This window comes from Janthinobacterium lividum (assembly GCF_034424625.1).
Lineage (GTDB): Bacteria > Pseudomonadota > Gammaproteobacteria > Burkholderiales > Burkholderiaceae_D > Janthinobacterium > Janthinobacterium lividum.
On record NZ_CP139976.1, the window covers coordinates 988086 to 1004196 of the forward strand.

A 16111-nucleotide genomic window follows, 5' to 3' on the forward strand; every position below is an offset into this window, starting at 1 on the left:
GATGGGCGCCATGACAAAGCTGGGGCAGGGCGGTTTCAGCATCGGCCTGGAACTGCCGCTCGACAATGACTGGTCGTCCATGGGACGCCAGGTGAATGCGGTCTCCGGCCGCGTGCCGGGCGAACCTGACCTGAAACAGCATGCGGCACTGGCGAAGCTGGCCGACCGCCTCGGTTTCAGGGCCCTGTGGCTGCGCGACGTGCCTTTGTACGACCCGTCGTTCGGCGACGCGGCCCAGGTCTTTGAGGTGTTTACCTACCTGGGCTACCTGGCCGGCATCACCGGGAACATCTTGCTGGGCACGGCCGCCGTGGTGCTGCCGCTGCGCGAGCCCGTGCTGACGCTAAAAGCGGCGGCCAGCGTGGACCAGTTGAGCGGCGGGCGTTTGCTATTGGGCGTGGCCAGCGGCGACCGGCCCGTCGAGTATCCCGTGTTTGGCCGCGATTTCGACGGGCGCGGCGCCGCCTTCCGCGAGCAGGTCGCCATGCTGCGCGACTGGGGCGAGACGCGTCTGCCGCCAGGCATCCGTTTGCTGCCCAAGCCAGCCGCGCCCTTGCCCCTGCTGGTGGCGGGCCTGGCGCAGCAGTCGCCCGCGTGGATCGGCGCGCAGATGGATGGCTGGCTCGCCTATCCTGGCACGCCGGACGACCATGCGCGGCGCTCGGCGCAATGGCGCGCCGTGGCTGGCGATGACAAGCCGTATGTCAGCTTCATCCACCTGGACCTGGACGAGGATCCGAACCTGCCGCTGCAGCGTTTTCGTTTCGGCGGCCGCACGGGGCGCCATGGCCTGATTGCGGAACTGCACGCCATGCGCGCGGCCGGCGTGCGGCATATCGGCTTGCAGCTGCGGCAGAACCGCCGCCCGCTGGCCGAGACGATGCAGGAGATCGCGGACCATGTGCTGCCCGTCTTTCATGGCGCCGCTTGATCTGGGGCACGTGTCCTGTACTTCCGGACTATCTGAAAAGGGTGGGGCAAACGCTATAATGGCCGCATGAACAGTCCCACTCCCCCTACCATGCGGCGCTTCATGCATAGCCACAGCGACGTTTGCATCGTCGGCAATGGCGCCATCGCGAAAACCACGGCGCTGGCGTTTGCCCAGGCAGGACAAAGCGTCACCCTGTTATCCCCGGTGAGCGCGCCCGCCCCCGCTTCGGCTGCCAAGCCGGTCGAAGCCAGCTGGGACGTGCGCGTGTATGCGCTCAATCATACGGCGCACCAGTTGCTGTCGTCGCTGAAGGTATGGGGTGCTTTGGCGCCCGACAGGGTGGCGCCCGTTGACGCCATGCTGGTCAACGGCGACGGCGCGCAGGCGGGCGGACTCGGTTTCGACGCCTACGGCGCCCATGTGGGCACGCTGGCTTGGATCATCGAAGACCGCAATCTGGGCCAGGCGCTGGACGCCGCCCTCAAGTTCGCGCCGAACGTCAGCGTGCTGCAGGGCCGCGCCAGCCGCCTGGAATGGACGAATGATTCGGCCATCGTGCACCTCGATGGCGGCGACACCATCACTTGCGCATTGGTAGTGGGCGCGGATGGCGCCCAATCGTGGGTGCGGGGCCAGTGCGATATCGGCCTCGATTACCGCGCGTATGGCCAGCGCGGCGTGGTCAGCAACTTCGCCTGCGAAAAGCCGCACCATGGCGCGGCCCACCAGTGGTTCACGGGCAGCGAAGGCATCGTCGCCCTGCTGCCGCTGCCGGGTGACCGCGTTTCGCTGGTCTGGTCGGCGCCCGATGCGCTGGCCGATACCTTGATGGCCGAATCGGCCGATGCCCTGGCCGCGCGCCTGGCCGCCTATTGCCACGACAAATTGGGCAAACTCACGCCGCTGCAGCCGGAACTGGTGCGCGCCTTCCCATTGACCCTGATGCGTCCGCACGCCATGGTGGCGCCGCGCGTGGCCCTGGTGGGTGACGCCGCCCACGTGGTGCATCCGATGGCGGGCCACGGCATGAACCTCGGTTTTGCCGACGTGGCGCAGCTGGTCAATACGATCAGCGAACGCGAAGCGCACCGCGGCATCGGCGACGAACGCGTGCTGGCCCGCTATGCGCGCGCGCGCAAGGAAGACGTGCTGTTGATGCAGCTGGCGACCGATGGCCTGGCGCGATTATTTGGCGCCGATCTGGAACCGTTGCGCGTGGTTCGCAATTTGGGATTAAACTTGCTGGATAAATTGCCGGCCCTGAAGCGAAAAATGATTGCGCACGCATTGGGACATCAGTAAATATCAGCGAATCTTAAGATATCGCCGGATAATGGCAGGTGTGAAAATTCAAGGTCGCCGCAGCTGGTCTGCGGCGATCGTTTTGTCAAAGAGATCATGACGCCGGACCAGAGGCCAGTCCCGCCAGGCGTTTCAAGTGGAGAAGTGATAGTGATAAAAATGAGCAGAATCGCATTGGTACTGGCCTCGGGCCTGATGATGTCGTGCGCCGGCGCGGAAACGCCGACGGAAGCGAACATCAAAAAGCTGATCGAGCCGCGCCTGGGCGAAGGCGCCAAGGTCGATTCGGTCAAGGAAACGCCGTACGGCGGCCTGTACGAAGTGCGCACGGGCGGCGATATCCTGTACACGGATAAAGCCGCGCAATACCTGTTCGTCGGCCACGTCTTCGACGCCAAGACGTCGCAAGACCTGACCAAGGTGCGCCTGGACGAAGTCAATCGCATCAAGTTCTCCGACTTGCCGCTCGATTCCGCCATGAAGACCGTCAAGGGCAATGGCAAGCGCGTGATCGCCGTGTTCGAAGATCCGAACTGCGGCTATTGCAAGCGTTTCCGCCAGAATGCGCTGAAGGAAATCGACAACGTCACCGTCTACACCTTCATGTACAACATCCTGTCGCCCGACTCCATCGTCAAGTCGCGCAATGTCTGGTGCGCGCCGGACCGCAACAAGGCCTGGGATGACTGGATGTTGAACGGCAAGGCGCCGGCCACGGTGGCCGCCACCTGCGCCAACCCGCATGAAAAAATCCTCGCCCTGGGCCAGCAATTGCGCGTCTCGGGCACGCCAGCCATCTTCTTTGCCGACGGCAGCCGCATTCCGGGCGCGGTCGATGCGAAGACGCTGGAACAGAAATTCTCGACCATTAAGTAATCCGGGCTGTCGCCAGGAAGGCTGGACGGCGCGCCCTCGCAAGGCGCGCTTTTTTTTGCACTTTTTTCCGCTGTCGTATCATCAAGTGTTGTTCGTAGACGCCATAACAATCCAAAAAAGGGGAAGCAGCAGATGATTACCTTGAATATCAACGGACGCGACACGCAGGTCGACGCCGATCCTTCCACGCCCATCCTGTGGGCGCTGCGCGACAACCTGAATATGACGGGCACCAAGTTCGGTTGCGGCGCGGCCCTGTGCGGGGCCTGCACGGTGCACCTCGACGGCCAGCCGATCCGCTCCTGCATCACGCCGATTTCCTCGGTGGGCGCGCAAAAGATCACCACCATCGAAGCGATGGAAAACGACCAGGTTGGCAAGGCCGTGCAGGCGGCATGGGTACGCCACGACGTGCCGCAATGCGGCTACTGTCAAAGCGGCCAGGTGATGAGCGCCACGGCGCTGCTGCGCACCAACAAGGCGCCCAGCGATGCCGACATCGACGGCGCCATGAGCGGCAATATCTGCCGCTGCGGCACCTATCAACGGATCCGCGCAGCCATCAAGGACGCGGCCAAGACCCTGGCCTGAGGAGAGCGACATGCGTATCGAATGGTTGAATCAGGAAGCATTGCAGCATGGCGGGGTGACCCTGGGCGCGGCGCTGGCATCGGCGCCGGTGGCCGTTGCCGATGGCGTGTCGCGGCGCGGTTTCATGAAGGCCGGCGCTGCGGCCGGCGGCGGCTTGATGCTGGGCTTTTTCCTGCCCGGCGCAGGCAAGCTGGCGCAGGCGGCCGATGCCGCGCCCGCCAAGCCCGTGTATGCGCCGAACGCCTTCTTGCACATCGCTCCCGATAACACGGTGACGGTGCAGGTGAACCGGCTGGAATTCGGCCAGGGCGTGCAAACGAGCTTGCCCATGCTGATCGCCGAGGAACTCGACGCCGACTGGAGCCTGGTGCACGGCGCCCTGGCGCCGGCCGGCGAGCAGTACAAGGATGCCGCCTACGGCATGCAGATGACGGGCGGTTCGGGCAGCATCGCCCACTCGTTTACGCAGTACCGCGAAATCGGCGCCAAGGCGCGCGCGATGCTGGTGGGCGCCGCTGCCGCGCAGTGGAAGGTCAGTCCCGACCAGGTGCGTGCCGCCAAGGGCGTGCTGTATGGCCCTGGCGGACAAAAGGCGACGTATGGCGAGTTTGCCGACGCGGCCATGCGCCAACCCGTGCCCGCCACCGTCAAGCTGAAAGACCCGCGCGAATTTGTCATCATCGGCAAACCCGTGAAACGCCTCGACGCGGCCGCCAAGTCCACGGGAAAACAGCAGTTCGGCATCGATTTCAAGCCGCCCGGCGCGAAAGTGGCCATGGTGGCGCGCCCGCCCGTGTTTGGCGCCAAGGTGGCGAAATTCGACGCCAGCAAGGCGAAAGCCATCAAGGGCGTGCTCGAGGTGCTGGAAGTGAAGACCGACCGTGGCGGCAGCGGCGTGGCCGTCATCGCCGACGGCTACTGGCCCGCCAAGCAGGGACGCGACGCGCTGGTGATCGAGTGGGATACGAGCGCCGTGGAAAAGGTCAGCAGCGACAAGCAGCTGGCCGCCTTCAAGGCGCTGGCGAAAACGCCGGGCACGGTCGCCAAACCTGCCGACATGGACAAGCTGGCCAAGGCGCCGAAAAAGATCGAAGCCGTGTACGAGTTCCCCTACCTGGCGCACGCGCCGATGGAGCCGCTCAACTGCGTCGTCGACCTGCAAGCGGACAAATGCACGATGTGGGTGGGCTCGCAATTCCAGACCGGCGACCAGGCGGCCATCGCGGCTACTTCCGGCCTGAAACCCGGGCAGGTGACGCTGCACACCATGATGGCTGGCGGCGGCTTCGGCCGGCGCGCCGTGCCCTCGTCCGATTATGTGGTCGAAGCCGTCAACGTCGCCAAGGCATACAGGGCGGCGGGCAAGAGCGGCCCCTTAAAGCTGATGTGGAGCCGCGAGGATGACATCAAGGGCGGCTACTACCGGCCGTCGCATGTGCACCGCGCGCAGATCGGTCTCGACGCCAAAGGGAAAATCCTCGCCTGGGACCACACCATCGTGGGCCAGTCCATCATGGCCGGCACGCCATTCGAAGCCTTCATGGTGAAAAATGGCGTCGACGGCACCATGGTCGAAGGCATGGGCGAGCCGTACACCCTGCCGATGAAGCTGTCCGTGCACACGGCCAAGGCGAACGTGCCTGTGCTGTGGTGGCGCTCCGTCGGCTCGACGCACACGGCCTTCGTCATGGAAACCCTGATCGACGAGGCGGCGCACGTGGCGAAGATGGACCCCGTCGCCTACCGCAAGCAGCTGATCGACGCCAGGCACACGCGCCACATCGCCGCGCTGGACCTGGCCGTGGCCAAGTCCGGCTATGGCAAGAAGAAGCTGCCGAAAGGGCAGGCCTGGGGCGTGGCCATGCATGAATCGTTCAATTCCGTCGTCGCCTACGTGGTGACGGCTTCCGTGGTGGAAGGCGCGCCCAAGCTGCACCAGGTATGGGCCGGCGTGCATTGCAACCTGGCCGTCAACCCCTTGACGATCGAGGCGCAAGTACAGGGAGCCGCGCTGATGGCGCTGGGCATGACCATCCCCGGTGCGGCCATCACGCTCAAGGATGGCGTGGTGGAGCAGCAGAACTTCGGCGACTACCCCGTACCGCGCATGCAAGACATGCCGGTGATCGAGGTGCACCTGGTGCCATCGGGCGACGCGCCAACGGGCATGGGCGAACCGGGCGTGCCGCCATTGGCGCCCGCATTCGCCAATGCGCTGTTCGCGCTGACGGGCAAGCGCCTGCGCAAGCTGCCATTCGACCTGGCGGCCGCATGACGGCAGCGGTTTTTTGAGTACGGTCGGCATCTTGCTGGCAGCCGGAAGGGGGCGCAGGTTCGACCCTTCCGGCGTACAGAATAAATTATTGCAGCCGCTGGCCGAAGGCCCGCATGCGGGCTTGCCGGTGGTGGCGGTTGCCGCAAAAGCCATGCTGGCGGCCTTGCCGCGCGTGCTGGCCGTGGTGCGTGCCGACGATACGCAGGTGGCGCGCGTGCTCGGTGCGCTGGGCTGCGAGGTGCGCGTCTGCCATGACGCCGACACGGGCATGGCCGCCTCGCTTACCTGCGCCATCGATTACGTGCGCGGCGCGCCGGGCTGGCTGATCGCCCTGGGCGACATGCCCTGGGTGGAAGCGGCTACAATCGCTGCCTTGTCGCAAGCCATCGGCGATGGCGCGCACATCGCCGTGCCCGTGTTCCAGGGCCGGCGCGGCAATCCTGTCGCCTTCAGCGCCTTTCACTTGCCGCTGCTGCTGGCGCTCGATGGCGACCAGGGCGCGCGCAGCATCGTCAACAGCCATGCCGTATGCGAAGTGACAGTGGACGACAGCGGCATCTTGCGCGATATTGATACACCTGACGATTTGTCGCCGGTGCCTGGCGCACCCGGGCGATTGTAGAACATCCATGCCAGACACGAGGAAAACATGAAGAAAGCACCGATTCAAAAAATCACCGCCAAGGCGGGAGCCAAGGCAAGCGGCAAAGCCACAAGCAAAGCCGTAGCGAAAACCGCAGTGAAAACCACACCAGCCGCCGGCATCATCTACAGCATCGCCGCTGCCGACCTGGCCGGCCACATGTTCAAGGTGACGTTGACAGTCAAGTCGCCGGCCGCCATCGGCCAGGTCTTGTCCTTGCCGGCCTGGATCCCGGGCAGCTACATGATCCGCGAATTTTCGCGCAACATCGTCAGCATCCGCGCCGAGTCCGAAGGCAAGGCCGTGGCGCTGACCAAATTGGACAAGCACTCGTGGCAAGCCGCCCCTTGCAAAGGCCCGTTGACGGTGGAATACGACGTGTATGCCTGGGACTTGTCCGTGCGCGCCGCCCACCTGGACCAGAATCACGGCTTCTTCAACGGCACCAGCGTGTTCCTGCGCGTGCTGGGCCAGGAGGCCGAGCCGCATGAAGTGCACATCGTGCAGCCGAAGGATGCGGCCTGCAAGACCTGGAAGGTGGCCACCACCCTGCCGGAACTGAAAGCGAAGCGCTATGGCTTCGGCAGCTACCAGGCGGCCAACTACGATGAGCTGATCGACCACCCGGTGGAGATGGGCGACTTCGCGCTGGCCACCTTTACCGCGCATGGCGTGCCGCATGATATCGTCGTCACGGGCAAGGTGCCGAACCTGGACCTGGACCGTCTGTGCCGCGACCTGAAAGCCATCTGCGAAACACAGATCGCCTTCTTCGAGCCGAAGACCAAGAAGGCGCCGATGGACCGCTATGTGTTCATGACCATGGCCGTCGGCGACGGTTACGGCGGCCTCGAACACCGCGCCTCGACGGCGCTGATCTGCGCGCGCGCCGACTTGCCGACGACGGCGTCGATCAGTACGGAGATCGGCGACGGCTACCTGAAATTCCTGGGCCTGTGCAGCCACGAGTACTTCCACACCTGGAACGTCAAGCGCATCAAGCCGGCCGCTTTTGCGCCGTACAACTTGCAGGCGGAAAGCTATTCGCCGCTGCTGTGGCTGTTCGAAGGCTTCACCAGCTATTACGATGACCTGATGCTGGTGCGCGCGGGCCTGATCGACGAGGCAGCCTATTTCAAGCTGCTCGGGAAAACCGTCAACAGCGTCTTGCGCGGCAGCGGCCGCACCAAGCAAAGCGTGGCCGATTCCAGCTTCGACGCCTGGGGCAAGTACTACCGCCAGGATGAAAACGCGCCGAATGCCATCGTCAGCTATTACACCAAGGGTTCGCTGATCGCGCTGGCCTTCGATCTGACGCTGCGCAGCAAGACGAACGGCGCAAAGTCGCTGGACGACGTGATGCAGGCCTTGTGGCAGCGCTATGGCCGCGATTTCTACAAGGGCAAAGCGCGCGGCGTGACGCCGGCGGAAGTCGAAGCCCTGTTCGATGAGATTGCCGGCACACGCATGAAGCCGTTCTTCGAGCGCTACATCCGCGGCACGGACGACGTGCCGCTGGCGCGCCTGCTGGCGCCGTTCGGCGTGAAATACAGCGATGCGCGCAAGGCGGAAAAGGCCAGCCTGGACGTCAACCTGGGCCGCGACGGCAACGATGCCAAGCTGGCGCAGGTGCACCAGGGCGGCGCCGCCCACCTGGCCGGCCTGTCCGCGGGCGACGTGCTGGTGGCCATCGACGGCTTGCGCGTGACGGGAACCAACCTGGACACCCTGCTGGGCCGCTATGCGGTGGGCGCCAAGGTGGCGGTGCACGCCTTCCGCCGCGACGAGCTGATGACGTTCGCGGCCGTGCTGCAGGGCGACCGGGTGCCGGGTGTCAGCCTGGCGCTGCTGCCGGCGCCAAAGAAAGCCGCGGGGCCGAAGCGTCCTAGCGCGGCATGATGCTCATGCAGTAAGACAGAAAACCGGCCGTCACTGGCCGGTTTTTTATTTCAAGAAACAATTTCTCAAATGCAATTTATCCGACGAAACTGGCGGCTTGCCATCATATTTACTGCAAATGAACTAATTTTTCTTTAACTAAACTAAAATTGCCGAACCGCTTCTTTTAGATCGCACCCAACGTGCAAACCCTCGATCCCCGAACGATTATGCTGATGACGACCCTAATGTGCGGGGCGATGAGCATCGTCATGTTTTCGGTGTATCGCAGTTTCCGGCGCGAGGTGCATGGCCTGGGGCATTGGGCGGCCGGTTTGCTGTTGCTGGTGTGCGCGTCCCTGCTGTTCGGCACCCGCGAAGTGCTGCCGCCGGCATTGTCCGTGATCGCGGCCAATGCGGCGCTGGTGGCTGGCATCGGCCTGTCGATGCTGGGCACGGAGACATTCTTTGGCCTGGCGCCCAGCCGCCGCGCCTATCTGCTGATACTTGCCCTGGCCATCGCCGGCAATAGCTGGTGGCTGCTGGTGCACCCTGATTTCTCGGCGCGCGTGGCGGTCTTCTCCCTGCTGGTCTTCCTGTTTTACGCCCGCCAGGCGCAGTTGGTGTGGCGCCATGGCGAGCGCCATTTCTCGAGTTTTTTCTTTGGCGCGCTGATGCTGACACAGGCGATCGTGGTGCTGGCGCGCGGCGTGTCTGCCTTGCTGCATGGCGGCGCCAGCGTGAACCTGACGGTGGCCGGCACGCCGGCCGGCATCTATCTGGCGGTCGCCAATTTCATGGCGCTGCTGCTGACGGTGGGCTTCATGACGGTGGCGACGCGTCGCCTGCAGCAGATACTGGAGCGCCGCTCGACCCACGATCCGCTGACGCAGGTGCTGAACCGGCGCGGCTTTGGCGACGCCTATGCGCGCGAAATGGGCAATCTGCGGCGCCGCCGTTTGCCGCTGACACTGCTCAGCATCGACCTCGATTACTTCAAATCGATCAATGACCGCTACGGTCACGCGGTGGGAGACCAGGTGCTGGCGCATGTGGCCACTGTCATCGGCGGGGCCTTGCGCGAATCGGATTGCGTGGCGCGTTACGGCGGCGAGGAATTCGTCGTGCTGATGCCGGACATGCCGGCGCAAAGTGCGCTGGGCGTGGCCGAACGCATCCGCACCTTGCTGCGTGAGTCTCGTCATGCGGGACTGCCTTCGTGTACGGTCAGCATCGGCGTCGCTTGCCAGGCATCGGTGGTGGAAGGGCTGGAACAGTTGCTGTCGCGCGCCGATGCGGCCCTGTACCTGGCCAAGGAGCGGGGACGCGACCGCATCGAACTCGATACCGCTGCGCTTACTGTGGACCGGACAATGTCCGCAGCTGGAATCGGTACTGGTCGTTGAACAGGAAGGTTTCGGAAAAATCGAAGGTCTTGGCATGGCGGCGCATCAGGTGTGCCGCCGGCGGAAAGAGCGCCTGCACGCGCCGCACGGCGGCCAGGGCCGCAGCCGATGCTTCGCTGTCGCGCGAACGGTGGACGTGCACGCTTTTCAGCTCGCCGTCGGGCCCCACGCTCAGGTCAAGCACGACGATGGCCGGCAGCATGGGCGGCAGGCGTCCGCTGAACGTGTATGCAGCGTTGGCCTCCATGATCTGCTGCGCCACCAGTGATTTGTAGGCGTCGATGCTGGCGGCGAGCTGTATTGCGGCGGGCGTGCGAGCGGGCGTAGGTGTGGGCGTGCGCGCCGCTGGCGGGGCCGCAGTCTGGCAAGCCGACAGCAGGCTGGCGGTGGCAAGGACGATTATCGCGTGTCTCATGCCTGCCAGCCTACCATGGTTTAGCTGAACAGGCGTTCCAGCTCCACGCCGGGGTCTGGCGCACGCATGAACGCTTCGCCCACGAGGAAGCTGTGGATGTGCGCGTCGCGCATGCGTTGCACGTCGGCCGTGCTGTGGATGCCCGATTCCGTGATGATCAATCTGTCTTGCGGGATGCGCGGCAAGAGATTGATGGTCGTGTCGAGCGACGTTTCGAAGGTGCGCAGGTTGCGGTTGTTGATGCCGATCAGCGCGCTCTTGAGTTTCAGGGCCGCCGTCAGCTCTTCGCCGTCGTGGCTTTCGATCAGCACGCCCATGCCCAGTTCGTGGGCGCACGCTTCCATCTCCGCCATCAGGCCATGGTCGAGCGCCGCGACGATCAGGAGGATGCAGTCGGCGCCCATGGCCCGCGCTTCATAGATCTGGTACATGTCGACCATGAAATCCTTGCGCAGCACGGGGATGGCGCAGGCGGCGCGCGCCTGCTGCAGATACTCCACGGATCCCTGGAAGAACTGTTCGTCCGTCAGCACGGACAGGCAAGCCGCGCCATGCGCCGCATAGCTGGCGGCGATATCAGCCGGACGGAAGTCGGCGCGGATCACGCCTTTCGACGGCGACGCTTTTTTCACTTCGGCGATGATGCCGGGCTTGCCGGCGGCGATGTGCTGGCGCAGGCTCGCTTCAAAGCCGCGCAGGCCGGCGCGCAGTGCGCTGTCGCTTTCCACGTCGCCGCGCAGGCTGGCCAGGCTGCGGCGGGCTTTGGCCTTGGCCACTTCATCGGCCTTCGCGGCCAGGATTTTATCGAGTATGTCGGACATGATGGTCGCTATTCTATAAGGGAGGGCGGGGAGCTTACGCTTTTGCCGGGGTGCCCAGCTGCTGCGTGACCTGCACGAATTGAGCGAGTTTCGCAAGCGCCGCGCCCGAGCCGACGGCGGCGCGCGCGCGCGCCAGGCCGTCTTCGATCGAGCTGGCCACGCCGGCCGCGTACAGCGCCGTGCCCGCGTTCAGGGCGACGATGTCGGCAGCGGCACCTGGCTCGCCGCGCAGCGCTTCCATCATCTTGGCCTTCGATTCGGCGGCATCGGCCACCTTCAGGTTGCGGCTGGCGATCATCGACATGCCGAAGTCTTCGGGATGGATTTCATATTCGCGGATTTCGCCGTTGACCAGTTCGCCGACGAGGGTAGAGGCACCGAGCGAGACTTCATCCATATTGTCGCGGCCATACACGACGATGGCGTGCTGCGCGCCCAGGCGCTGCAGCACGCGCACCTGGATGCCGACCAGGTCGGCATGGAACACGCCCATCAGGATGTTCGGCGCACCGGCCGGATTCGTCAGCGGACCGAGGATGTTGAAAATCGTGCGCACGCCCAGCTCCTTGCGCACGGGCGCCGCATGCTTCATGGCCGCATGGTGGTTCGGCGCATACATGAAGCCGATGCCCGTCTGCGCGATCGACTGGGCGATCTGCTCGGGCTGCAGGTTGATGTTGACGCCCAGGGAGTCCAGCACGTCGGCGCTGCCGGACGAGGACGAGACGCTGCGCCCGCCATGCTTGGCGACGCGCGCGCCGGCCGCCGCCGCGACGAACATCGAGGCGGTGGAAATATTGAAAGTGTGCGCGCCGTCGCCGCCCGTGCCGACGATGTCGAGCAGGTTGGTGGTGTCGGCCATGGGCACCTTGGTGGAAAACTCGCGCATCACTTGCGCGGCGGCGGCGATTTCGCCGATGGTTTCCTTTTTCACGCGCAAGCCCATGGTCAGGGCGGCGATCATGGTGGGCGACATTTCGCCGGACATGATCTGGCGGAACAGGTACAGCATTTCGTCGTGAAAGATTTCGCGGTGTTCGATGCAGCGCAGCAGGGCTTCTTGTGGGGTGATCGGCATGATGCTTCCTTCTTCAATGATGGCGCAGGACGACACTGATGGCACGCCGTGGCGTGCGCGGAAAATCAGCGCTCGAGAAAGTTCTTCAGCAGGGCGTGGCCGTGCTCCGAGAGGATCGATTCGGGGTGGAACTGCACGCCCTCGATATCGTATTCCCGGTGGCGCACGCCCATGATTTCGCCGTCGTCCGTCCACGCCGTCACTTCCAGGCAGGAAGGCAGCGAGGCGCGTTCGATCGCCAAAGAGTGGTAGCGGATCACTGTGAAGGGGCTGGGCATGCCTTTGAAAACGCCCACGCCCGTATGCGCGATGAGGGAAGTCTTGCCATGCATGACTTGCTTGGCGCGGATGACCTTGCCCCCAAACGCTTCGCCGATGGCCTGGTGGCCCAGGCACACGCCCAATATCGGTTTCTTGCCGGCGAAGTGCTTGAGCACTTCCACCGAAATACCCGCCTGTGCCGGCGCTTTCGGCCCGGGCGAGATGCAGATGCGGTCCGGGTTCAGCGCCTCGATCTGTGCGATCGTGATTTCATCGTTGCGGTAGACCCGCACGTCTTCGCCCAGTTCACCGAAATACTGCACGATGTTGTAGGTGAAGGAGTCGTAGTTGTCGATCATCAGCAGCATCTTAAAACCCTCCATCCAGGCCATCTTGCACTTGTTCGGCGGCACGCAATACGGCACGCGCCTTGTTTTCCGTTTCCTGCCATTCCATTTCGGGGATGGAGTCGGCGACGATGCCGGCCGCGGCCTGCACGTACAGCATGCCGTCCTTGACCACGCCCGTGCGGATGGCGATCGCCACATCCATTTCGCCGCCAAACGACAGGTAGCCGCAGGCGCCGCCGTAGATGCCGCGCTTGGTGATTTCCAGTTCGTCGATCACTTCCATGGCGCGCACTTTCGGCGCGCCCGTCAGGGTGCCGGCGGGGAAGGTCGCGCGCAGCACGTCCAGGTTCGACAGGCCATCCTTCAGCGTGCCTTCCACGTTCGAGACGATGTGCTGCACATGCGAGTATTTTTCGATGACCATACGGTCGGTAACCTGCACGCTGCCCGTTTCGGCGATGCGGCCGATATCGTTGCGCGCCAGGTCGATCAGCATCACGTGCTCGGCGATCTCCTTCGGATCGGCCAGCAGCTCGGCCGACAGTTCGGCGTCGCGCTCTGGCGTGGCGCCGCGCGGACGGGTGCCGGCAATCGGACGCAAGGTGACTTTCTTGCCGCCGTCCGCCGTCTTCTCGTTGCGCACCAGGATTTCCGGCGAGGCGCCGATGATCTGCATGTCGCCGAAATTATAGAAGTACATATACGGGGACGGATTGAGCGAACGCAAGGCGCGGTACAGTGTCAGCGGCGAATCGACATACGGCTTGCGGATGCGCTGGCCGATCTGTACCTGCATCAGGTCGCCCGCCATCACGTATTCATGCGCCTTGGCGACGGCCTTCAGGTAGTCTTCCTTGGAAAAATCGCGGATGGTTTCCGTGCGCACGGAAGCGCTGGTGACGGGTGCATCGACACCGCGGCGCAGCATCATGCGCAAGTCCTTCAGGCGCTGCTGTGCTTTCGAAAACGATTCGGGCTGCGTGGTGTCGGCGTAGACGATCAGGTAGAGTTTGCCGGACAGGTTGTCGATGACGGCCAGTTCTTCCGTCACCATCAGCTGGATGTCGGGCAGCTTCAAGTCATCTTTCGGCGCGCCGCCGGCCAGTTTTTTCTCGATGTGGCGCACGGTGTCGTAGCCGAAGTAGCCGGCCAGGCCGCCGCAGAAGCGCGGCATGCCGGGGCGCAGGGCTACCTTGAAGCGCGACTGGAACTGTTCGATGAAGTCGAGCGGATTGCCTTCGTGCTCTTCGATCACCGTGCCGTTCTTGACGATTTCGGTGCGCTTGCCGTAGCTGCGCAACACGGTCGTGGCGGGCAAGCCGATGAAGGAGTAGCGGCCGAAGCGTTCGCCGCCGACGACGGATTCGAGCAGGAAGGTGTTCTTGCCGCCTTGTTGGGACTGTGCCAGTTTCAGGTACAGGGTGAGCGGGGTTTCCAGGTCGGCGAACGCTTCCGCGATCAGGGGGATGCGGTTGTAGCCTTGCTGGGCCAGCGATTTGAATTCGAGTTCGGTCATGTTTCTCTCCATGCCGTCAGGGTATGAGTGTGCATAGTGCACAAACCCTGCGGTGGGTTATCAAAAAACTTGCCGGGACATGCAATATGCGCAAAATGCGCAAAGGACGCGTGTGCAGCCGGCAGCAATCGTAACGGCTCGGCCCTTAGGCCTGCCAGGATTGCCAGCGTCGCCAAAGCCAGGCCTCAATCGAGCCGGTTTGGGTGACATTGTGTTTTTTGATGAGAAACGTGTTCACGATATGGTGTTGGGTTTGGTCAGTATGCTGGTTAATTTTGCATGCTAATAAAACGGGCTGCTTCGAGCAGTGTCTTTACTATACCATCGGAATCGGTATCGTGTATAGAGTGTCCGTGATTGTAGCCATACGGTACCGTCAGTACGGGGCAAGCCGCAGCCCTGGCCGCTTGTGCGTCATTCGAGGAGTCGCCGATGGCCACCACTTTGGAGGGCGGCAAGTCGAAGTCCGCGCACACTTGCAGCAGCGGCATGGGGTGCGGTTTTTTCTGCGGCAGCGAATCGCCGCCGTAGACGATCTCGAAATACTGGTCCAGGTTTTTCAGTTTCAGCAGGGGCAGAGCGAAGGCGATCGGCTTGTTGGTGACGCAGGCCAGGCGCAAGCCCGCCGCCTTCATCGCCGCCAGTCCCTCTTCCACGTCCGGGTACAAGGTGCTGAACTGGCCGTTGATGGCCAGGTAGTGGCGCTGGTAACCGTCCATCGCCTGCTCGAAGCGCTGTTCCACGCCGGCCGCATCGAAGTCGAGCGCCAGCACGGTGCGGATCAGGTTTTCCGAGCCTTTGCCCACCATCAGTTCGATGGCGTCGGCGCTGATGGGCGCCAGGTCCAGTTCGGCGCGCATGCCATTGATGGCAACATGAAAATCGGGCACGGTGTCGAGCATCGTGCCATCGAGGTCGATGATGGCGGCGCGCACGCCGGCCAGTACGTGGTCTTTCACCGTGCCCGCTTGCATCAGGCGCCTTTGACAGTTGCCAGCTCGGCGCGCATGGCGTCGATGACGGCCTTGTAGTCCGGCTTGCCGAAGATGGCCGAGCCGGCGACAAAGGTGTCGGCGCCGGCGGCGGCGGCAGCGGCGATGTTGTCGATCTTGATGCCGCCATCGACTTCCAGCATGATGTCACGGCCCGACTCGTCGATCATGCGGCGTGCCTCGGCGATCTTCTTCAGCGCTTGCGGAATGAAGGACTGGCCGCCGAAGCCCGGGTTGACGGACATGATCAGGATGATGTCGATCTTGTCCATCACGTGTTCCAGGTAGTGCAGCGGCGTGCCGGGGTTGAACACCAGGCCCGATTTGCAGCCATTGTCGCGGATCAGCTGCAGCGAACGGTCGACGTGATCCGACGCTTCCGGGTGAAAGGTGATGATGTTCGCGCCAGCCTTGGCGAAATCCGGGATAATGCGATCGACAGGCTTGACCATCAGATGCACATCGATGGGTACTTGCACGTGCGGGCGGATCGCTTCGCACACCAGGGGGCCGATGGTCAGGTTCGGCACGTAATGGTTATCCATCACGTCGAAGTGGATGATGTCGGCGCCGGCGGTAACGACGTTGCGCACTTCCTCGCCCAGGCGGGCAAAGTCGGCGGACAGGATGCTGGGAGCGATACGGAATGTTGTCATGGTGAAGTAGCCAAAGGATAGAAAATGCGATTTGCGCTATTTTACGCCTGACGCCGCTACCGTGCCTCATTGAAGTACGGTGAAATACAGAATACGCATCGCGCGATGGCCAATGCG

At 63.6% G+C, this 16111-nt stretch carries 15 protein-coding genes; 8 read left to right on the forward strand and 7 right to left on the reverse strand.

All coding sequences use genetic code 11. The annotated features are described in order from the left end of the window. Window position 1 precedes the first annotated feature (1 nt). From U0004_RS04390 to U0004_RS04425, 8 genes are all read left to right on the forward strand, one after another. Window positions 2–931, forward strand: a complete 930-nt coding sequence (locus U0004_RS04390) for an LLM class oxidoreductase (RefSeq protein WP_070254114.1) — start codon at window positions 2–4, stop codon at window positions 929–931. A 66-nt stretch (window positions 932–997) separates the two neighbouring features. Next, window positions 998–2236, forward strand: a complete 1239-nt coding sequence (locus U0004_RS04395; RefSeq protein ID WP_070254115.1) for an FAD-dependent monooxygenase — start codon at window positions 998–1000, stop codon at window positions 2234–2236. Between the two features lie 159 nt (window positions 2237–2395). Beyond that, window positions 2396–3112, forward strand: a complete 717-nt coding sequence (locus U0004_RS04400) for a DsbC family protein (RefSeq protein ID WP_034785648.1) — start codon at window positions 2396–2398, stop codon at window positions 3110–3112. Window positions 3113–3244: 132 nt separating this feature from the next. Next, complete coding sequence (locus U0004_RS04405; RefSeq protein ID WP_034753534.1) at window positions 3245–3703, forward strand: (2Fe-2S)-binding protein; 459 nt, start codon at window positions 3245–3247, stop codon at window positions 3701–3703. Between the two features lie 10 nt (window positions 3704–3713). Continuing rightward, entirely contained in the window at window positions 3714–5978 is a 2265-nt protein-coding gene (locus U0004_RS04410; protein ID WP_070254116.1) for a xanthine dehydrogenase family protein molybdopterin-binding subunit, read from the forward strand. A gap of 13 nt (window positions 5979–5991) precedes the next feature. Continuing rightward, on the forward strand, window positions 5992–6600 hold the full coding sequence (locus tag U0004_RS04415; RefSeq protein ID WP_070254117.1) for a nucleotidyltransferase family protein: 609 nt from the start codon (window positions 5992–5994) through the stop codon (window positions 6598–6600). Window positions 6601–6717: 117 nt separating this feature from the next. Beyond that, window positions 6718–8520, forward strand: a complete 1803-nt coding sequence (locus U0004_RS04420; RefSeq protein ID WP_070254129.1) for a M61 family metallopeptidase — start codon at window positions 6718–6720, stop codon at window positions 8518–8520. A gap of 215 nt (window positions 8521–8735) precedes the next feature. Continuing rightward, the gene (locus U0004_RS04425) at window positions 8736–9905 is read left to right on the forward strand and encodes a GGDEF domain-containing protein (protein WP_231958530.1); all 1170 of its coding nucleotides are present in this window, start codon (window positions 8736–8738) and stop codon (window positions 9903–9905) included. Here U0004_RS04425 and U0004_RS04430 read toward each other — a convergent pair. The 7 genes from U0004_RS04430 to rpe all read right to left on the reverse strand — a co-directional run bounded on the left by U0004_RS04430 (window position 9856) and on the right by rpe (window position 15994). Beyond that, window positions 9856–10320, reverse strand: coding sequence for a hypothetical protein (locus tag U0004_RS04430; RefSeq protein ID WP_070254119.1), 465 nt, complete (start codon window positions 10318–10320; stop codon window positions 9856–9858). The two genes, U0004_RS04425 and U0004_RS04430, sit on opposite strands and share 50 nt — an antisense overlap. 20 nt (window positions 10321–10340) lie before the next feature. Then, on the reverse strand, window positions 10341–11141 hold the full coding sequence (trpC, locus tag U0004_RS04435) for an indole-3-glycerol phosphate synthase TrpC (protein WP_070254120.1): 801 nt from the start codon (window positions 11139–11141) through the stop codon (window positions 10341–10343). 34 nt (window positions 11142–11175) lie between these two features. Further along, window positions 11176–12219, reverse strand: a complete 1044-nt coding sequence (gene trpD, locus U0004_RS04440; protein ID WP_070254121.1) for an anthranilate phosphoribosyltransferase — start codon at window positions 12217–12219, stop codon at window positions 11176–11178. A gap of 65 nt (window positions 12220–12284) precedes the next feature. After that, window positions 12285–12848: an anthranilate synthase component II gene (locus U0004_RS04445; RefSeq protein ID WP_070254122.1), complete on the reverse strand. Its 564-nt coding sequence runs from the start codon at window positions 12846–12848 to the stop codon at window positions 12285–12287. Between the two features lies 1 nt (window position 12849). After that, complete coding sequence (gene trpE, locus U0004_RS04450; RefSeq protein WP_070254123.1) at window positions 12850–14346, reverse strand: anthranilate synthase component I; 1497 nt, start codon at window positions 14344–14346, stop codon at window positions 12850–12852. Window positions 14347–14615: 269 nt separating this feature from the next. Continuing rightward, the gene (locus U0004_RS04455) at window positions 14616–15320 is read right to left on the reverse strand and encodes a phosphoglycolate phosphatase (protein ID WP_070254124.1); all 705 of its coding nucleotides are present in this window, start codon (window positions 15318–15320) and stop codon (window positions 14616–14618) included. Next, window positions 15320–15994 carry a ribulose-phosphate 3-epimerase gene (gene rpe / locus U0004_RS04460; protein WP_070254125.1) on the reverse strand — a complete coding sequence of 225 codons (675 nt, stop codon included), beginning with the start codon at window positions 15992–15994 and terminating at the stop codon, window positions 15320–15322. Before rpe ends, U0004_RS04455 begins: the two co-directional genes overlap by 1 nt. Window positions 15995–16111 lie beyond the last annotated feature (117 nt).